This window comes from Bradyrhizobium sp. WSM1417, from assembly GCF_000515415.1.
Lineage (GTDB): Bacteria > Pseudomonadota > Alphaproteobacteria > Rhizobiales > Xanthobacteraceae > Bradyrhizobium.
The window spans coordinates 5,424,015-5,438,826 of sequence record NZ_KI911783.1 but is presented as its reverse complement, the minus strand read 5'-3'; the positions used below and the strand labels follow the sequence as shown (position 1 = coordinate 5,438,826).

Genomic DNA, 14,812 nt, shown 5'->3' with positions numbered 1-14,812 from the left:
TCTATTTGGTGCCGGCACTTTTCTTGGCCGGAGCTTTGGCGCCAGCTGCCTTGGTCGGCGACGTTTTGGCCGTCGACGACACGGCGGCGCGCGCCTTGCTGGTGGATTCGGATTTGGGTTTGGCCGACTTCTTCGCGGCCGGCTTCTTGGTTTTTGGCGCGGCGTCGTCGCCGTCGGCGGCCTTCGCCGCAGCCTTCTTGGCCTTGGCCGGCTTCGCTGCCTTCTTCGGCTTCTTGCCGCCGCCCTTGGCCGCGCGCTCGTCGATCAGCGCGATCGCCTGCGGCAGCGTGATGGCGTCTTTCTCGATGTCGCTCGGGATCGTCGCGTTGACGCCGCCCGCCGTGACATAGGCGCCGTAGCGGCCGCCCTTCACCGTGACGGTGCCGAGGGTGGGATGATCGCCGATCGCCTTGCCGGGATCGGCGCCGAAGCGGCGGCTCGGGCCCTTGGCGATCTTCTCCGCGATCAGCGTCACCGCCCGGTTGATGCCGATGTCGAACACTTCGTCGCCGGCCTCGAGGCTGGCATAGGTCTTCTCGTGCTTCACGAACGGCCCGAAGCGGCCAAGACCTGCGGTGATCGGTTCACCCGTTTCCGGGTGCTTGCCGATCTCGCGCGGCAGCGACAGCAGCTTGAGCGCAAGCTCGAGCTCGACATCTCCAGGAGAAGTCCCCTTCGGAATGCCCGCGCGCTTCGGCTTCTCGCCCTCCGCATAATCCTTCTGCTCGCCGAGCTGGATGTAGGGGCCGAACCGGCCGGCCTTGACCCAGACATCGCGACCCGTCTCGGGGTCCTGGCCGAGCGAACGATCGGCCGTCGCCTCGCCGTCGGCGGCGAGCTGACGGGTGTAGCGGCATTCCGGATAGTTCGAGCAGCCGACGAAGGCACCGAACTTGCCGGCCTTCAGATTGAGCCGCCCGTTGCCGCAGCTCGGACATTGCCTGATGTCGCCGCCATCGGTGCGGGGCGGATAGATGTGCTGGCCCAGCATGTCGTCGAGCACGTCGAGCACCTGCGCGACGCGCAGATCCTTGATCTCGTCGACCGCGCCGATGAAGCCGGTCCAGAAATCCTTCAGCACCTGCTGCCAGGAGATCTCGTTGTTGGAGATGCGGTCGAGCTGCTCTTCCAGATTGGCGGTGAAGTCGTATTCGACGTAGCGGGCAAAGAAGCTTTCGAGGAACGCGACCACGACGCGGCCCTTGTCCTCGCCGTGCAGGCGCTTTTTCTCGAGCTTGACGTAGCCGCGGTCCTTGAGGACCTGGAGGATCGAGGCATAGGTCGAGGGCCGGCCGATGCCGAGCTCTTCCATGCGCTTGACCAGCGACGCTTCGGAGAAGCGCGGCGGCGGCTCGGTGAAGTGCTGGGTGACGGCGAGCGACTGCCGCTTCAGCGCGTCGTTCGGGCTCATCGCGGGCAGGCGGCGGGAGTCCTCGTCCTCCTCGTCGTCGCGGCCTTCCTGATAAAGCGCGAGGAAGCCGTCGAACTTGACGACCTGGCCGGTAGCGCGCAGGTCCAGCGTGCGGCCGCCAACCTTCGCCGTGATGTCGACCGTGGTGCGTTCCAGCTCGGCCGATTCCATCTGGCTCGCGATGGTGCGCTTCCAGATCAGTTCATAGAGTCTCGCCTGATCGGATTCGAGCTTGCGGCTCATGCTGTCGGGGCGGCGCGACATGTCGGTCGGCCGGATCGCCTCGTGGGCTTCCTGGGCGTTCTTGGCCTTGGCCTGATATTGACGCGGCGCGTCCGGCACATAGGCATTGCCGTAATCCTCGCCGATCACCTTGCGGGCCTGGGTGATCGCGGACGGGTCGATCTGCACACCGTCGGTACGCATATAAGTAATGAGTCCGGTGGTCTCGCCGCCGATGTCGATGCCCTCATAGAGCCGCTGCGCGATGCGCATGGTGTGCGCCGGCGCAAAGCCGTATTTGCGGCTGGCTTCCTGCTGCAGCGTCGAGGTGGTGAAGGGGGCCTGCGGATTGCGCCGGGCCGGCTTGGCATCGACCGTCGTCACCGCGTAGGCGGCTGCTTCCAGCGCCTTCTTGAAGTCTTCGGCTTCAGCGCCGGTGCCGATGTCGAGGCGCTGGATCTTCTTGCCGTCGGCGCCGACGAGACGTGCCTCGAAGGCGTCGCCACGCGGCGTCAGCAGGGTCGCGATCAGCGACCAGTATTCGCGCGCGACGAACTTTTCGATCTCGAGCTCGCGGTCGCAGACCAGCCGCAGCGCCACCGACTGCACGCGGCCCGCCGAGCGGGCGCCCGGCAGCTTGCGCCACAGCACGGGGGAGAGGGTGAAGCCGACCAGATAGTCCAGCGCGCGGCGCGCCATATAGGCGTCGACCAGCGCACCGTCGATCTGGCGCGGATGCTTCATGGCGTCCGTGACCGCCTGCTTGGTGATGGCGTTGAACACCACCCGCTCGATCTTGTGGTCCTTGATCGCGCGCTTCTCTTTCAGGACCTCCAGCACGTGCCAGGAGATGGCCTCGCCCTCGCGATCAGGGTCGGTCGCGAGAATCAGGCGATCAGCGTTCTTGAGGGACTTGGCAATGTCGTTGAGCCGGCCGGCCGCCTTGGGATCGATCTCCCAGATCATCTTGAAATTGGCGTCGGGATCGACGGAGCCGTTCTTCGCCGGCAAGTCGCGGACATGGCCAAACGAGGCCAGAACCTCGTAGGACGAGCCCAAATACTTGTTGATCGTCTTGGCTTTCGCCGGCGACTCCACAATGACGATATTCATGTAGTTCCAGTAACTTATGGGGAAATTTGGGGCCGAATTCGATGAGATTCGGGTCGGCCCTTTCGTCCCGAACATGGGTGGTGAGGCCGTCGCTGTCAAATCGAGGGGTGTTGAAAGCCATCACGATGGGAAAAGTTTCATATCGAGAAAGTTGCAAAATACCACCTTTGAGTTGCGGTCGATGTCGGCGTAATGTTTCAGCGGGGCATGGATTCGGGTGGGGGCTGGTGACTAAGCCAGGAAAGAAACGGGCGGGCGCCGCATCGCGCGCGGCGGGAGGCTCGCGTCACGAGGAACCGGGGGAGGGCGGCGTCGACGAGGCGGTCGCCTTCATCGCCGAGCAGGTCGGGGCATTGCGCAAGCTCGCCGAGCGGCACAAGCTCGACGTGCTGCATTATCTCCTGGGAATGACCAAACTCGAGGCCGACGAGCATTTGCGGCTGCGGAGCAAGCGCAGGCTGTCGTGAAGGCGAAGACCGAGCGGATCCATCACGCACGCTCTCTCTCCGGAGTCGTCCTGGCGAAAGCCAGGACCCATACCGCGAGGTCCATCGACCTGAGCGCGATGCCAATCCGGGGGACGAGGCTTCGCCAAACTCCTCCTTGGGGTAGTGGGTCCTGGCTTTCGCCAGGACGACGTTGGAGAGACAGCGCGCGCCCGCTGAAGCCGCCGCCGCGGCTTCAGCGTGGTACCCGCGTCGGGAAGGTACCGCGGACCTTTTCCGTCAGCACGTACGCCTGATAGGCGCTCCGTTCGCAATGACGGCGTCGTTAGCCGTTGCGGCTTGCCAACTTGGCCAATCGCTGGCCGAGATATTCGGCGGTGCTGAGGTCGCTCTGAGGCAACGAGCCGTCAATCAAGTGTGTTGCCAAGCCAAGCTGGCTGCCCAAACGATTGCGGCCGCTCGGATCCTCGCCACCCGGAAGATCCAGTCCGCACCAGAGCATGCCGTGCTGCGCGGCGAGAATGGAAAAGTAGGACAATGTGTGGAGTTGGTCGCCGCCTGCGCAGGCGCCCGTGGTGAATCCGGCTGCGATCTTGTTGGCCCAGGCTTGCTTGCTCCATCTGTCGCTCGAAGCGTCTGCAAAAGCTTTGAATTGGGCGGCGGGTCCGCCCATGTAGGTGGGGCTGCCAAACGCAACGGCGCTAGCGCCGTCAATCGTCTCCAGTAAGCTCTCATTCTTAAACCGGCCTGACAGGATGTGGTCGCCTGTGATGCGACAAAGCGCGACATCCGCCATGCTATCCGCTCCGCGCGCGACCGCGTGCGCTAGCTTCTCGGTGGTGCCTGAGATGGAAAAATAGACGATGGCGAGGAGGGGCATGGTGGTGCCACTTGCTGTGTCTGGCCATCTTTGACGCCGTCGATGTTTTGTACAAGTCCCCCACGCAGTCATTGCGAGCGCAGCGAAGCAATCCAGAGTCTTTCCGCGGTGGCAGTCTGGATTGCTTCGCTGCGCTCGCAATGACGGGGTGGTGGCAGTTCTAGGCCGACCGCCGTCGCGGCGCTGGCCGCGGCTTCAGCGTGGTATCGGCTTGCGTAAGCAATCGCCCGTCTTCCGCGCGCAGCTCCAGCTTTCGCACCGGGCGGCCTTTCTCGCGATCGACCAGGATGGTCGCGATCTCCGAGGGGCGATCGTCGAAGGCCTCGCTCCATTGCCGCAGTGCTACGAGGATTGGGAAAGTGCCGCGGCCCTTTTCCGTCAGCACATATTCCTGGTAGGCGCTGCCGTCGGAGGCGGGGGCCGTGGTCAGGATGCCGTGGTCGACGAGGGCGCGCAGCCGGGCCGACAAGATGTTCTTGGCCATGCCGAGCTTGCTCTGAAATTCGCCGAAGCGGCGCAGGCCGAACAGCGCCTCGCGGATGATCAGCAGGGACCACCAGTCGCCGATCGCCTCCAGCGAGCGTGCGATCGGGCAGGCATCCCCCTCGAAGCTCGTTCGTTTCACCATGGTCCAGTCCTTTCGCGATCGCACGGTCCGGTCGCCGTTCACGCGCTCGTGTGGTTGCATATTAAAACCAGATAGCCTAGATGGCAATCATAGTTTTATGATGCAACCACTGGAGGCGAACGTGAGACTGAAGAACAAGACGGCCCTGATCACCGGCGGCAATAGCGGCATTGGATTGGCAACGGCAAAGCTGTTCGTGGCCGAGGGCGCCAAGGTGGTGATCACCGGACGTAACAAGGAGACGCTCGATGCGGCCGCGAAGGAGCTCGGGCCGAACGTGCTCGCGCTCGCCGCCGACGCCACCGACATCGCGGCCACCGAGGCTGCGATCAAGAAGGGCGCCGAAAAGTTCGGCAAGTTCGACATCGTGTTCGCCAATGCCGGCATCGCCGGCGGCACGCCGCTCGGCTCGGCCACGCTGGAGGTCTTCGAGAAGGTCATCAGCACCAATCTGACCGGCGTGTTCTTCACCGTGCAGTCCGCGCTGCCTTATCTCAACGACAACGCCTCGATCATCCTCAGCGGCTCGGTGATCTCCGTGCTCGGCATCCCCGGCTATTCGGCGTATGGCGCCGCCAAGGCCGGTGTGCGCGCGATGGCGCGGATCATGGCATCAGAACTGTCGCCGCGCGGCATTCGCGTCAACGTGGTCGCGCCCGGTGCGATCCGCACGCCGATCTGGGGACCTGCGACCGCGACGCCCGAAGCCGAGAAGGCGTTCGAGAAGCGGATCGCGCTGACGACGCCGCTGGGGCGCATAGGTGAAACAGATCACGTCGCCAAGACAGTGCTGTTCCTCGCCTCCGACGATTCCGCGCATGTGCAGGGCCAGGAAATCTTCGTCGACGGCGGCGCGGTCGCCTCGCCGAGTGGCGCGCCGATCTATCGCGGCTGATCAATTGAAGTGAAAATTGAATCGGTCGGCGCACGCAAACCGGTTGCGCCGACCGGTTCCCACGTCTCGCGAGCTGTATTTTCTGAACCTTGCGTGAGGCGTTGAACCTTCGCTTGCGCTGCCAAGACCCTTTTACGGGCAGGGGGTCACGAAGACTCATTTCAAGGGAGCCCGATATGCCAAAGGCAGCTCGTATTATTTCCCCGATTTCAGCACCGCGTATTTACACCGAAAATTCCGCCGTTCCCGCCAAGCGTTCCGACACCTCCGAGTTCATCGGGGTCGCTCTTTTCTCCGGCATCGGCCTGTTCGTTTCGCTCGTCGCCGTCATCCTCGGCATTCAGGGCGCCTGGTTTTAGCTTCGCCGACCGCGCACCGGTCGATCAGCCGCCGCAGGCAATGTTGCGGCGGCTGATAATGTGCGCGTTGCGTCAGGCCGCGCGGAGGGCGGTTGCCGCCTGAAGCGCGCTTGCGAGCGACTTCTCGCGATGCTCCGGCCCGACCTGGATGCCATCGGCGCTGATGAATTCGGGATGATGGATGCCCATGAAGCCGAACACGCCACGCAGATAGCTTTCGAGGTGCTCCAGCGACGCGGCGGGCGTGCCCGCGCCGTAATAGCCCCCGCGCGAGATCGCGAAGATCACGCGCTTGGCGCCGGCAAGGCCCTGCGGTCCGTTCGCGCCGTAGCTGAACGTCTTCCCCGCCACCAGGACCCGGTCGATCCAGGCCTTGAGCTGGCTGGGAATGGTGAAATTGTACATGGGCGCGCCGATCACGGCGATCTCGGCGGCAAGGAATTCGTCCAGCGCGGCCTTGCTGGCGGCGAGGTCGGGGCCGAGCTCCGCCGGTGCGGGCCGGCCTTGCGCGGCCGCCAGATGCGAGCCGGAGAGATGGGCGAGCGGGCTCTGCGTCAGGTCGCGATAGACGATGTCGAGCGACGGCATCGCCTGCCTGAGACGATCGACGATGGCGGCGGAGACCTGCCGGGAAACGGAGTGGGGGCCGAGCACGCTGGAGTCCATGTGGAGGAGTTTCATTCGGGATCACCCTAGTATATGTTTGTAACCAGAGCTACATGAGTGACTATCGAAATCCCCGCAAGAACGCACCTTTTTGAGCCATGGGCACATCCCTGAAACCTGCGCACATCGATTTGCCCGCCTCACCAAGGCCGGATCCCAACCATGCGGACTGCCGCGGCGTCGCCTCGATCCTCGCGCGCGTCGGCGACAAATGGAGCGTGTTCGTCATCATGATGCTGAGTGACGGGCCGAAGCGCTTCAACGAGCTCAAGCGCATGATCAACGGCATTTCGCAGCGGATGCTGACCCTGACGCTGCGCGGGCTCGAGCGTGACGGCCTGGTCACGCGCACGATCTTTCCGACCATTCCGCCGCGCGTGGATTACGAGCTGACCGATCTCGGCCGCGGACTGCAGCAGCCGGTGAGGGCACTCGGCGAATGGGCGATCACGCATCAGGAGCAGATCGCCTCGGCGCGCACGCGCTTCGACGAGCGGACCACTCCTTAAAGCAGCGAGACCAAGCCACCGCCGTGGCGTTCGAGCCGGCCGGCGAGCTCGAGCTCGAAGAGCACGGTGCGCACGATGGCAGGCGAGGCGCCCGACATCCGCACGAGATCGTCGATCGTGACGGGGGCAGGGCCGAGCAGGCCGGTGATCTGATCGCGGTCGTGTCCTTGCGGATCGCTTTCGAACGGCTCGCTGTCGGGCTCGTTCGCGGTGCGCATCAGCGGCCGCTCCATGATCGGTGCGACCGCGTTGACCACGTCGGCGGCTTCGGTGACCAGCGTCGCGCCCTGCTTGATCAGATCATTGGTGCCGGCGGCGCGCGGATCGAGCGGCGAGCCCGGCACCGCGAACACTTCGCGGCCCTGTTCGGCGGCCATGCGCGCGGTGATCAGCGAGCCCGAGCGGTGCGCCGCCTCGACCACGACCACTCCGAGCGCGGCGCCCGAGATCAGCCGGTTGCGACGGGGGAAGTCGCGGGCGCGCGGCTCATGGCCGAGCGGCATCTCGGAGATCGCTGCACCTTTGCGGTCGAGGATCGCTGCGAGCAAATCGCCATGCTCCGGCGGATAGATGCAGTCGTGTCCGCCGGCGAGCACGGCGATGGTGCCGCTCTCGACGCTGGCGCGGTGCGCGGCCTGGTCGACGCCGCGGGCGAGGCCGGAGATGACGGCCGCATCAGCGTTGCATTGTCGCCGCGCACGGCGAGCAGCGGCGGCGCATCGTCAAGCGTTGCCAGCCGCGCCGGATAACCGTCCTCGCCGGGCGCGAGCCAGGCGATGCCGAACTTGCGGCTCGCGGCGAGCTCGGCTTTCGCCTGGTCGGCGCTACAGATGCGCGCCGATCGCTGCGCGCCGCCGCGGCGTGCGAGATCCGGCAGCCGCTCCAGCGCAGCGCGCGCTGTGCCGAAATGATCGACCAGCGACCGGAAAGTGCGCGGCCCGACATTGTCGGACCGGATCAGCCGCAGGCGGTCGGTCCTGTCGGCTTCGGTCAGCTCTACACTTGGATTGATGGCGTCCACGGCAGCTCCTTGCAGGCACAGCATGGAACAACCTGAGGGCGTGGGCAACAGCGGCGTGCGCTTGCGCGGCTTCGTCGCGATGCTAAAAGCGATCCCAATAAGAAGGGTATTGCCATGATCTCACTCGCCGATCTCCAGCGCCGCATCGAAGCGGGAGAGCTTTCGCCCGAGGCCGCCATCGCGCAATCGCACGCGGCGATCGAGGCGCGGGAGAAGGACGTCCACGCCTTCGTCCGTCACGACAGCTCCGCGAAGGCGCAAGGCGCCGGCCCGCTGCGCGGCATCGCGGTCGGGATCAAGGACATCATCGACACCGCCAATATGCCGACCGAGATGGGCTCGGAGATCTATCGCGGCTGGCAGCCGCGCGCGGACGCGCCTGTCGTGATGATGCTGAAGCGGGCGGGCGCCACCATCATCGGCAAGACCACGACCACGGCATTCGCCTCACGCGATCCGACCCCGACGCTCAATCCGCATAACCTCGGCCATACGCCGGGCGGCTCGTCCTCGGGCTCGGCCGCGGCGGTCGGTGCCGGCATGATCCCGCTGGCGCTGGGCACCCAGACCGGCGGCTCGGTGATCCGGCCCGCCGCCTATTGCGGCACCGCCGCGATCAAGCCGTCGTTCCGGATGCTGCCGACGGTCGGCGTCAAATGCTATTCGTGGGCGCTCGACACGGTCGGCCTGTTCGGCGCGCGCGCAGAAGATCTCGCGCGCGGATTGCTTGCGATGACCGGCCGCACCGAATTCGCCGGCATCGTGCCGGCGAAGGCGCCGCGCATCGGCGTTATCCGGCAGGACTTTGCCGGCGCCGTGGAGCCGGCCGCCGAAGAGGGGCTGCAAGCCGCGATCAAGGCCGCCGAGAAGGCTGGCGCCAGCGTGAAGACCATCGATCTGCCGGAGGCGGTGCAGGAGGCCTGGCGTATCCACCCGATCATTCAGGACTTCGAGGCGCATCGCGCGCTCGCCTGGGAATTTTCCGAACGCCACGACGAGATCGCGCCGATGCTGCGCGCCAGTCTCGATGCGACGGTCGGTCTCACACCCAAGGACTACGACGACGCGCGCCGGATCAGCCGCCGCGGACGCCGCGAGCTTGGCGAATTGTTCGAGGGGTTCGACGTGCTGCTGACCTATTCGGCGCCGGGCACGCCGCCGGCCAAGGAGCTCGCGAGCACAGGCGACCCTCGCTACAACAGGCTCTGGACGCTGATGGGAAATCCTTGCGTCAACGTGCCGGTGCTGAAAGCGAATGGCCTGCCGATCGGCGTGCAGGTGATCGCGCGCTTCGGCAACGACGCGCATGCGCTGGCGACGGCGTGGTTCCTGGAGCAGGCGCTGGCGAAATCAGGCTAGCGCAGGTTCGCGGGGAACAATGCGCTGGCCGGATGCGGCCGCCGCTGCGCTGTGATCGGTACCTTGCTTGAGCCAGCGCCCGGCAGCCTCGCGGCCGCTGCGGTGAAGCGCGCGAATGAAGCCGCGGCCGAGATCGGTGGACGAGCGCTGCGCCAGGCCGTCGACGAAATCTTCCGCGGCGATCCTGGAGAGCCGCAACGACGATGCGGTCTGCGATTGCGCCCATTCCATCGCCGCGATCTCGGCATTGAGGGCGGCGTTGGCCGCGATCTGGTCCAGCCTGCGGTCGATCGCGGCGAGCGTGATCGGCACGTAGCTGTCGCGCGCCGGCGTGACCTGGACCAGCAGGATGTCGCTGCTCGTCGTGTCCTGCACGAGCCGCAGCAGGGGCGGGTTGCCTCCGAGGCCGCCGTCCCAATAGGCCTCGCCGTCGATCTCCACCGCGCAATGAACCAGCGGCGGACAGGTCGAGGCCAGCGCGACGTCGGCGGTGATCACGTCGTTGCGGAAGATCTGCTGCTGCCCGTCGCGGATCCGGGTCGCCGCGATCAGAAGCTTCGGGCAGCGCGGGTCGCGCAAGGCGGAAAAGTTGATGTCGCGCGACAGCGCCTGCCGCAGCGGATCGAGATCGAACGGATCGAACTGGCCGGAGCGCAGCGTCGGACCGAACGCGACCGAGCTTCCCGCCGGCGAGAAGCCGCCGATCAGCATCAGCGATCGGAACGAGGCTTCGTGCATCAGCCGGATCCAGAACCGGTTCAGCCGCGCGCGCGCGCCTTCGCGGCCACCCTCGGCGAAACCGGAGGCGAGCAGCAGCGCGTTGATGGCGCCGGCACTGGCGCCGCTGATGGTGTCGATCGCAATGGATGGCTCTTCGAGGAGACGCTCCAGCACGCCCCAGGTGAACGCGGCGAAGGTGCCGCCGCCCTGAAGCGCCAGCGACAGTTTTTGCGGCGGCCATGGGTTGGCGCGGGGCCGCGCGGGTGCAACTGGTGCCGCAGCGACCACGGCCTCAACTGTCAGAGGAGCTTGTGCGATGCGAGCACGCTGCGGCGCTGGTGACGCAACGGGCACAGGCTTGGGAGCAGGAACCGGCGCGGGCGCATCGGACCAGATATCCGTGGTCGAGAGCATCCGGCTTGCCGCAGTGCCCTGCAAGCCACCTTCAACATGCGCGCTGACAATCTTCTCGCTCATTCTGAGCACCGCGTAGAGCCATGCCCATGATCAGGGCCAGGCCTGGAACCCGTTCGTCCATACAGCCGTGATTCGGCTGCAAGTTGCGAACACCATTTGCGATATAATGCAGAAGGGGTGCCGCGGTATCCGTGGATTCCCGGCTTATGCCTTCTCGCCGATCCGGCTTTCCTTGCCCGATTGCAGTCGCTTGATGTTCTCGCGATGGGCGTAGAACAGCAGCAGCGTCAGCACCGCCGCCAGTGCGGCGAGCGCGGGCTGGCCGAACCACAGCAGGAACAGCGGGGTGATGAACGAGGCCACCAGGGCCGAGAGCGAGGAATAGCGGGCGGTGAAGGCGGTCGCCAACCAGAGCAGGCAGAACACTACCGCCGCTGGCCAGAACAGCCCGAGCATGATGCCGATATAGACGGCGACACCCTTGCCGCCTTTGAATTTGAGCCAGACCGGGAAGAGATGGCCGAGGAAGGCGCCAAGCCCGGCCAGCATCGCGGCATTGGGACCGGCGATGTAGCCCGCGATCACCACCGCCACGGTGCCCTTGAGCGCGTCGAACAGCAGGGTCGCGGCGGCAAGGCCTTTGCGCCCCGTGCGCAGCACGTTGGTGGCGCCGATGCTGCCGGAGCCGATCGAGCGAATGTCCTGCGTGCCGCCGAGTTTCGTCAGGATCAGTCCGAACGGAATCGAGCCGAGCAGGTATCCGATGACGAAAGCCACCGGCAGGAACAATTCAAGCGCCATGTCTGCAAATTCCCTGTCTGCAAATTCGCTGTCTGCAAATTCCCTGGCTGCAGCTCCGCACGTCAGACATGTTCGTACACCGTCCGTCCGCCGACAATGGTGCGCACCACGCGGCCTGTAAAGCGGGCCTCGTCGAACGGGGTATTCTTGCACGGCGATTTGAGGTCGGCGGGATCGACCACCCAGGGCACATCTGGGTCGATCACGATGACGTCGGCCGGGCTGCCTGTGCGCAGGGTTCCGCCAGGCAATCCCAAAATCTCGGCCGGCCGGGTCGACATCGCCCGGATCAGCGTCTTGAGGTCCAATTCGTCATTGTGCACCAGGCGAAGGCCCGCCGGGAGCATGGTCTCCAGGCCGATGGCGCCGGGGGCTGCTTCTGCGAAAGGCAGGCGCTTGACCTCGACGTCCTGCGGATTGTGGTCGGACATGATGACGTCGATGAGGCCGGAGGCGACGGCGGCGACCAGCGCGCGGCGGTCGTCCTCGGTGCGCAACGGCGGCGACAGCTTCAGGAACGAACGGTAAGGGCCGATGTCGTTCTCGTTCAGCGCAAGGTGGTTGATCGAGGCCGAGGCGGTCACGGCGAGCCCGACGTCGCGGGCGCGCTTGAGCACGTCGAGCGACTCGATGCAGGTCAGCGAGGCCGCGTGATAGCGGCCGCCGGTGAGCGCGACCAGGCGCATGTCGCGCTCCAGCATCACGGCCTCCGCCGCGTTCGGGATGCCCATCAGGCCGAGCCGCGAGGCGAACTCGCCCTCGTTCATCACGCCTTCGCCGACGAGATCGCGATCCTCGGTGTAGTGCACGATCAGCGCGTCGAAATCGCGCGCGTAGGTCAAGGCGCGGCGCATCACCTGCGCGTTGATCACGCTCTTGTCGCAGTCGCTGAAGGCGATCGCGCCGGCCGCCTTGAGGAGGCCGAACTCGGTCATCTCCTCGCCGTGCATGCCCTTGGTGAGCGCCGCCATCGGCTGGATGTTGACGATCGCGGTGTCACGGGCGCGACGCATCACGAAGTCGACGGTCGCCGAGTTGTCGATCACCGGCAAGGTGTCGGGCTGGCAGATGATGGTGGTGATGCCGCCGGTCGCAGCCGCCTGGCTCGCGGAGGCAAAGGTCTCGCGATGGCTGAAGCCGGGCTCGCCGACGAAGGCGCGCATGTCGATCAGGCCGGGTGCGACGATCTTGCCGGCGCAGTTGACGACGTCGGTGCCCTCGGGGACGCCGGCAGCGCCAATGCCGCGGCGGGTCTCCCGGATGATGCCGTCGGCGATCAGGACGTCGCCAGGGCCATCGAAATCCCGGGAGGGGTCGACGACGCGGGCGTTGGCAAGCAGGATGGGTCGGCGGTCGGTCAACATGAGCATCACGCGTTCGGCAGGTTGCGGGCGAGCGCTTCCAGCACCGCCATGCGCACGGCCACGCCCATTTCCACCTGTTCGCGGATCAGGGACTGCGCGCCGTCAGCAACCGCAGTGTCGATCTCGACGCCGCGGTTCATGGGGCCGGGATGCATGACCAGGGCGTCTGGCTTGGCGTAGGCGAGCTTCTTCTGGTCCAGGCCGAAATAATGGAAATACTCGGAGGTCGACGGCACGAAGGAGCCGTTCATGCGCTCGCGCTGGAGCCGCAACATCATGACGATGTCGGCGCCGTTGAGCCCCTCGCGCATGTCGCGCGCGACCTCGACGCCCATCCGCTCGATGCCCGGCGGCAGCAGCGTGGAGGGGCCGACGACGCGGACGCGGGCGCCCATCGCGTTGAGCAGGATGATGTTGGAGCGGGCGACGCGCGAATGCAGCACGTCGCCGCAGATTGCGACCACGAGGCCCTCGAGCCGGCCCTTGTTGCGGCGGATGGTCAGCGCGTCGAGCAGGGCTTGTGTCGGATGCTCGTGCGCGCCGTCGCCGGCATTGATCACGGCACCGTCGACCTTGCGGGCCAGCAGTTCCACCGCGCCGGAGGCGTGATGGCGCACCACCAGGATATCCGGGTGCATGGCGTTGAGCGTCATGGCCGTGTCGACCAGCGTCTCGCCCTTTTTGATGGACGAGGAGGACACCGACATGTTCATGACGTCGGCGCCCAGCCGTTTGCCGGCGAGCTCGAACGAGGATTGGGTCCGGGTGGAAGCCTCGAAGAAGAGGTTCACCTGCGTCCGTCCACGCAGGACGGTGCGCTTCTTGTCAACCTGGCGGTTGAGCTCGACATATTCTTCGGACAGGTCGAGGAGGCCGGTGATGTCGGCCGCGGAAAGGCCCTCGATGCCCAGCAAATGCCGGTGGCCGAGGACGAAGGTCGATTTCGATGTCATTAAAGCGAGAGCTATAGGCGGGGATGGCCGGGGGGGCAAGGGCCAAAGCTCGGGCGGGGAGTTATCCCCCGACACTTGCCGGAGGGAGGGCTCCGCCCGCCCGTGTTCGGGGCTACCGCTTTGCGCTAGACTCGCGCCATTCGTTGCGTCACGGGCCGGATCATGACGGGCATGCGGTATTTTAATCGACTGGTGCGCAATGCTGCTGCGCTGGCGGCGGTTTGCCTTGTCGGCGTGGCGACACCGGCGCTGGCGGAGAAGCGCGTGGCGCTCGTGATCGGCAACGACCTCTATCCTAACCTCCCGCCGGACCGTCAATTGAAGAAGGCGACCAATGACGCAACCACCATCGCGGATGCGCTGAGATCACTCCGCTTTGAGATCGTGCTGGGGACCAACCTCGGCCGCCAGGGCATGATCGACCGGCTCGCGGATTTCACCGCGCGGCTCGAGCCGGGCGATACCGCTGCCGTGTTTTATGCGGGGCATGGCGTTGCGATCGCCGGTGTGAACTACCTCGTGCCGAGCGATGTGCCTGCTGTCACCGAGGGCGCTGAAGCGCGGGTGCGCGGCGCCTCAATCGCGGAGCCCGATTTGATCGCGGAGCTCCAGGCGAAGTCGGTGCGCGTGGCCTTCGTTGTCATCGATGCCTGTCGTGACAATCCGTTTCCGCGCGCCGCGGGTCGTTCGATCGGGAACACACGAGGGCTCGCTGATGCCCGGCCCGCGCGCGGGATATTCACACTCTATTCGGCGGGGATCGGCCAAACCGCGCTCGACCAGCTCGGTAGCAACGACACGGCTCATAATTCGGTGTTCACGCGGATATTCGTCGAGCAGCTGAAACGGCCCGAGCTGCATCTCGGAGATCTCGCGGTTGAGGTGCGCGAACGCGTGGCAGCTCTGGCGCTGATGGCGACCGATGGCGGCGGCCAACCCGCGCCGCACGAGCAAACACCGGCCTATTACGACCAGACCCTCGGCGGGCGCATCTATCTCTGGGCGCCGCTGTCGTCGGAGCGGCCAGTGGCGGGCATGCTGGTGAAGC

The 14,812-nt window shown here is 65.8% G+C and carries 13 protein-coding genes and 2 pseudogenes; 6 read left to right on the top strand and 9 right to left on the bottom strand.

What is annotated here, in order from left to right; translation table 11 throughout:
- Nucleotide 1: 1 nt before the first annotated feature.
- Entirely contained in the window at nt 2-2,746 is a 2,745-nt protein-coding gene (gene topA, locus BRA1417_RS0126515) for a type I DNA topoisomerase (protein ID WP_027518393.1), read from the bottom strand.
- A 227-nt stretch (nt 2,747-2,973) separates the two neighbouring features.
- On the opposite strand from topA, the gene BRA1417_RS0126505 reads away from it, so the two are divergent.
- The gene (locus tag BRA1417_RS0126505; protein ID WP_027518392.1) at nt 2,974-3,213 is read left to right on the top strand and encodes a hypothetical protein; all 240 of its coding nucleotides are present in this window, start codon (nt 2,974-2,976) and stop codon (nt 3,211-3,213) included.
- Between the two features lie 304 nt (nt 3,214-3,517).
- On the opposite strand, the gene BRA1417_RS0126500 is transcribed toward BRA1417_RS0126505, so the two are convergent.
- Entirely contained in the window at nt 3,518-4,072 is a 555-nt protein-coding gene (locus tag BRA1417_RS0126500) for a flavodoxin family protein (RefSeq protein WP_027518391.1), read from the bottom strand.
- A 160-nt stretch (nt 4,073-4,232) separates the two neighbouring features.
- On the bottom strand, nt 4,233-4,700 hold the full coding sequence (locus tag BRA1417_RS0126495; protein WP_027518390.1) for a helix-turn-helix domain-containing protein: 468 nt from the start codon (nt 4,698-4,700) through the stop codon (nt 4,233-4,235).
- A gap of 121 nt (nt 4,701-4,821) precedes the next feature.
- Here BRA1417_RS0126495 and BRA1417_RS0126490 point away from each other — a divergent pair, with 121 nt between their 5' ends.
- Complete coding sequence (locus BRA1417_RS0126490; RefSeq protein WP_027518389.1) at nt 4,822-5,595, top strand: SDR family oxidoreductase; 774 nt, start codon at nt 4,822-4,824, stop codon at nt 5,593-5,595.
- 176 nt (nt 5,596-5,771) lie between these two features.
- On the top strand, nt 5,772-5,954 hold the full coding sequence (locus BRA1417_RS0126485; protein WP_027518388.1) for a hypothetical protein: 183 nt from the start codon (nt 5,772-5,774) through the stop codon (nt 5,952-5,954).
- Between the two features lie 72 nt (nt 5,955-6,026).
- Here BRA1417_RS0126485 and BRA1417_RS0126480 read toward each other — a convergent pair whose 3' ends face one another.
- Entirely contained in the window at nt 6,027-6,635 is a 609-nt protein-coding gene (locus BRA1417_RS0126480; RefSeq protein WP_027518387.1) for an FMN-dependent NADH-azoreductase, read from the bottom strand.
- Between the two features lie 83 nt (nt 6,636-6,718).
- On the opposite strand from BRA1417_RS0126480, the gene BRA1417_RS0126475 reads away from it, so the two are divergent.
- On the top strand, nt 6,719-7,129 hold the full coding sequence (locus BRA1417_RS0126475; protein ID WP_027518386.1) for a helix-turn-helix domain-containing protein: 411 nt from the start codon (nt 6,719-6,721) through the stop codon (nt 7,127-7,129).
- Here BRA1417_RS0126475 and BRA1417_RS40870 read toward each other — a convergent pair.
- Nucleotides 7,126-8,174 (bottom strand): annotated as a pseudogene (locus tag BRA1417_RS40870) (DNA-processing protein DprA). The gene BRA1417_RS0126475 and the pseudogene BRA1417_RS40870 overlap by 4 nt on opposite strands.
- A gap of 90 nt (nt 8,175-8,264) precedes the next feature.
- On the opposite strand from BRA1417_RS40870, the gene BRA1417_RS0126465 reads away from it, so the two are divergent.
- The gene (locus BRA1417_RS0126465) at nt 8,265-9,509 is read left to right on the top strand and encodes an amidase (protein WP_027518385.1); all 1,245 of its coding nucleotides are present in this window, start codon (nt 8,265-8,267) and stop codon (nt 9,507-9,509) included.
- On the opposite strand, the gene BRA1417_RS0126460 is transcribed toward BRA1417_RS0126465, so the two are convergent.
- The 4 genes from BRA1417_RS0126460 to BRA1417_RS0126445 form a co-directional block, all read right to left on the bottom strand.
- Complete coding sequence (locus tag BRA1417_RS0126460; RefSeq protein WP_027518384.1) at nt 9,501-10,706, bottom strand: patatin-like phospholipase family protein; 1,206 nt, start codon at nt 10,704-10,706, stop codon at nt 9,501-9,503. The two genes, BRA1417_RS0126465 and BRA1417_RS0126460, sit on opposite strands and share 9 nt — an antisense overlap.
- A gap of 144 nt (nt 10,707-10,850) precedes the next feature.
- Nucleotides 10,851-11,447 (bottom strand): glycerol-3-phosphate 1-O-acyltransferase PlsY, encoded by a 597-nt coding sequence (plsY, locus tag BRA1417_RS0126455; protein WP_027518383.1) that lies wholly within the window; start codon nt 11,445-11,447, stop codon nt 10,851-10,853.
- 62 nt (nt 11,448-11,509) lie between these two features.
- A complete protein-coding gene (locus tag BRA1417_RS0126450) occupies nt 11,510-12,817 on the bottom strand; it encodes a dihydroorotase (RefSeq protein WP_198034859.1) in 1,308 nt (435 codons plus the stop codon).
- On the bottom strand, nt 12,817-13,764 hold the full coding sequence (locus BRA1417_RS0126445) for an aspartate carbamoyltransferase catalytic subunit (protein WP_027518381.1): 948 nt from the start codon (nt 13,762-13,764) through the stop codon (nt 12,817-12,819). Before BRA1417_RS0126445 ends, BRA1417_RS0126450 begins: the two co-directional genes overlap by 1 nt.
- A 162-nt stretch (nt 13,765-13,926) precedes the next feature.
- Between BRA1417_RS0126445 and BRA1417_RS46335 the strand changes: the two are divergent.
- Nucleotides 13,927-14,688: pseudogene (locus tag BRA1417_RS46335) on the top strand (caspase domain-containing protein); the annotation flags it as partial.
- Nucleotides 14,689-14,812: the final 124 nt, after the last annotated feature.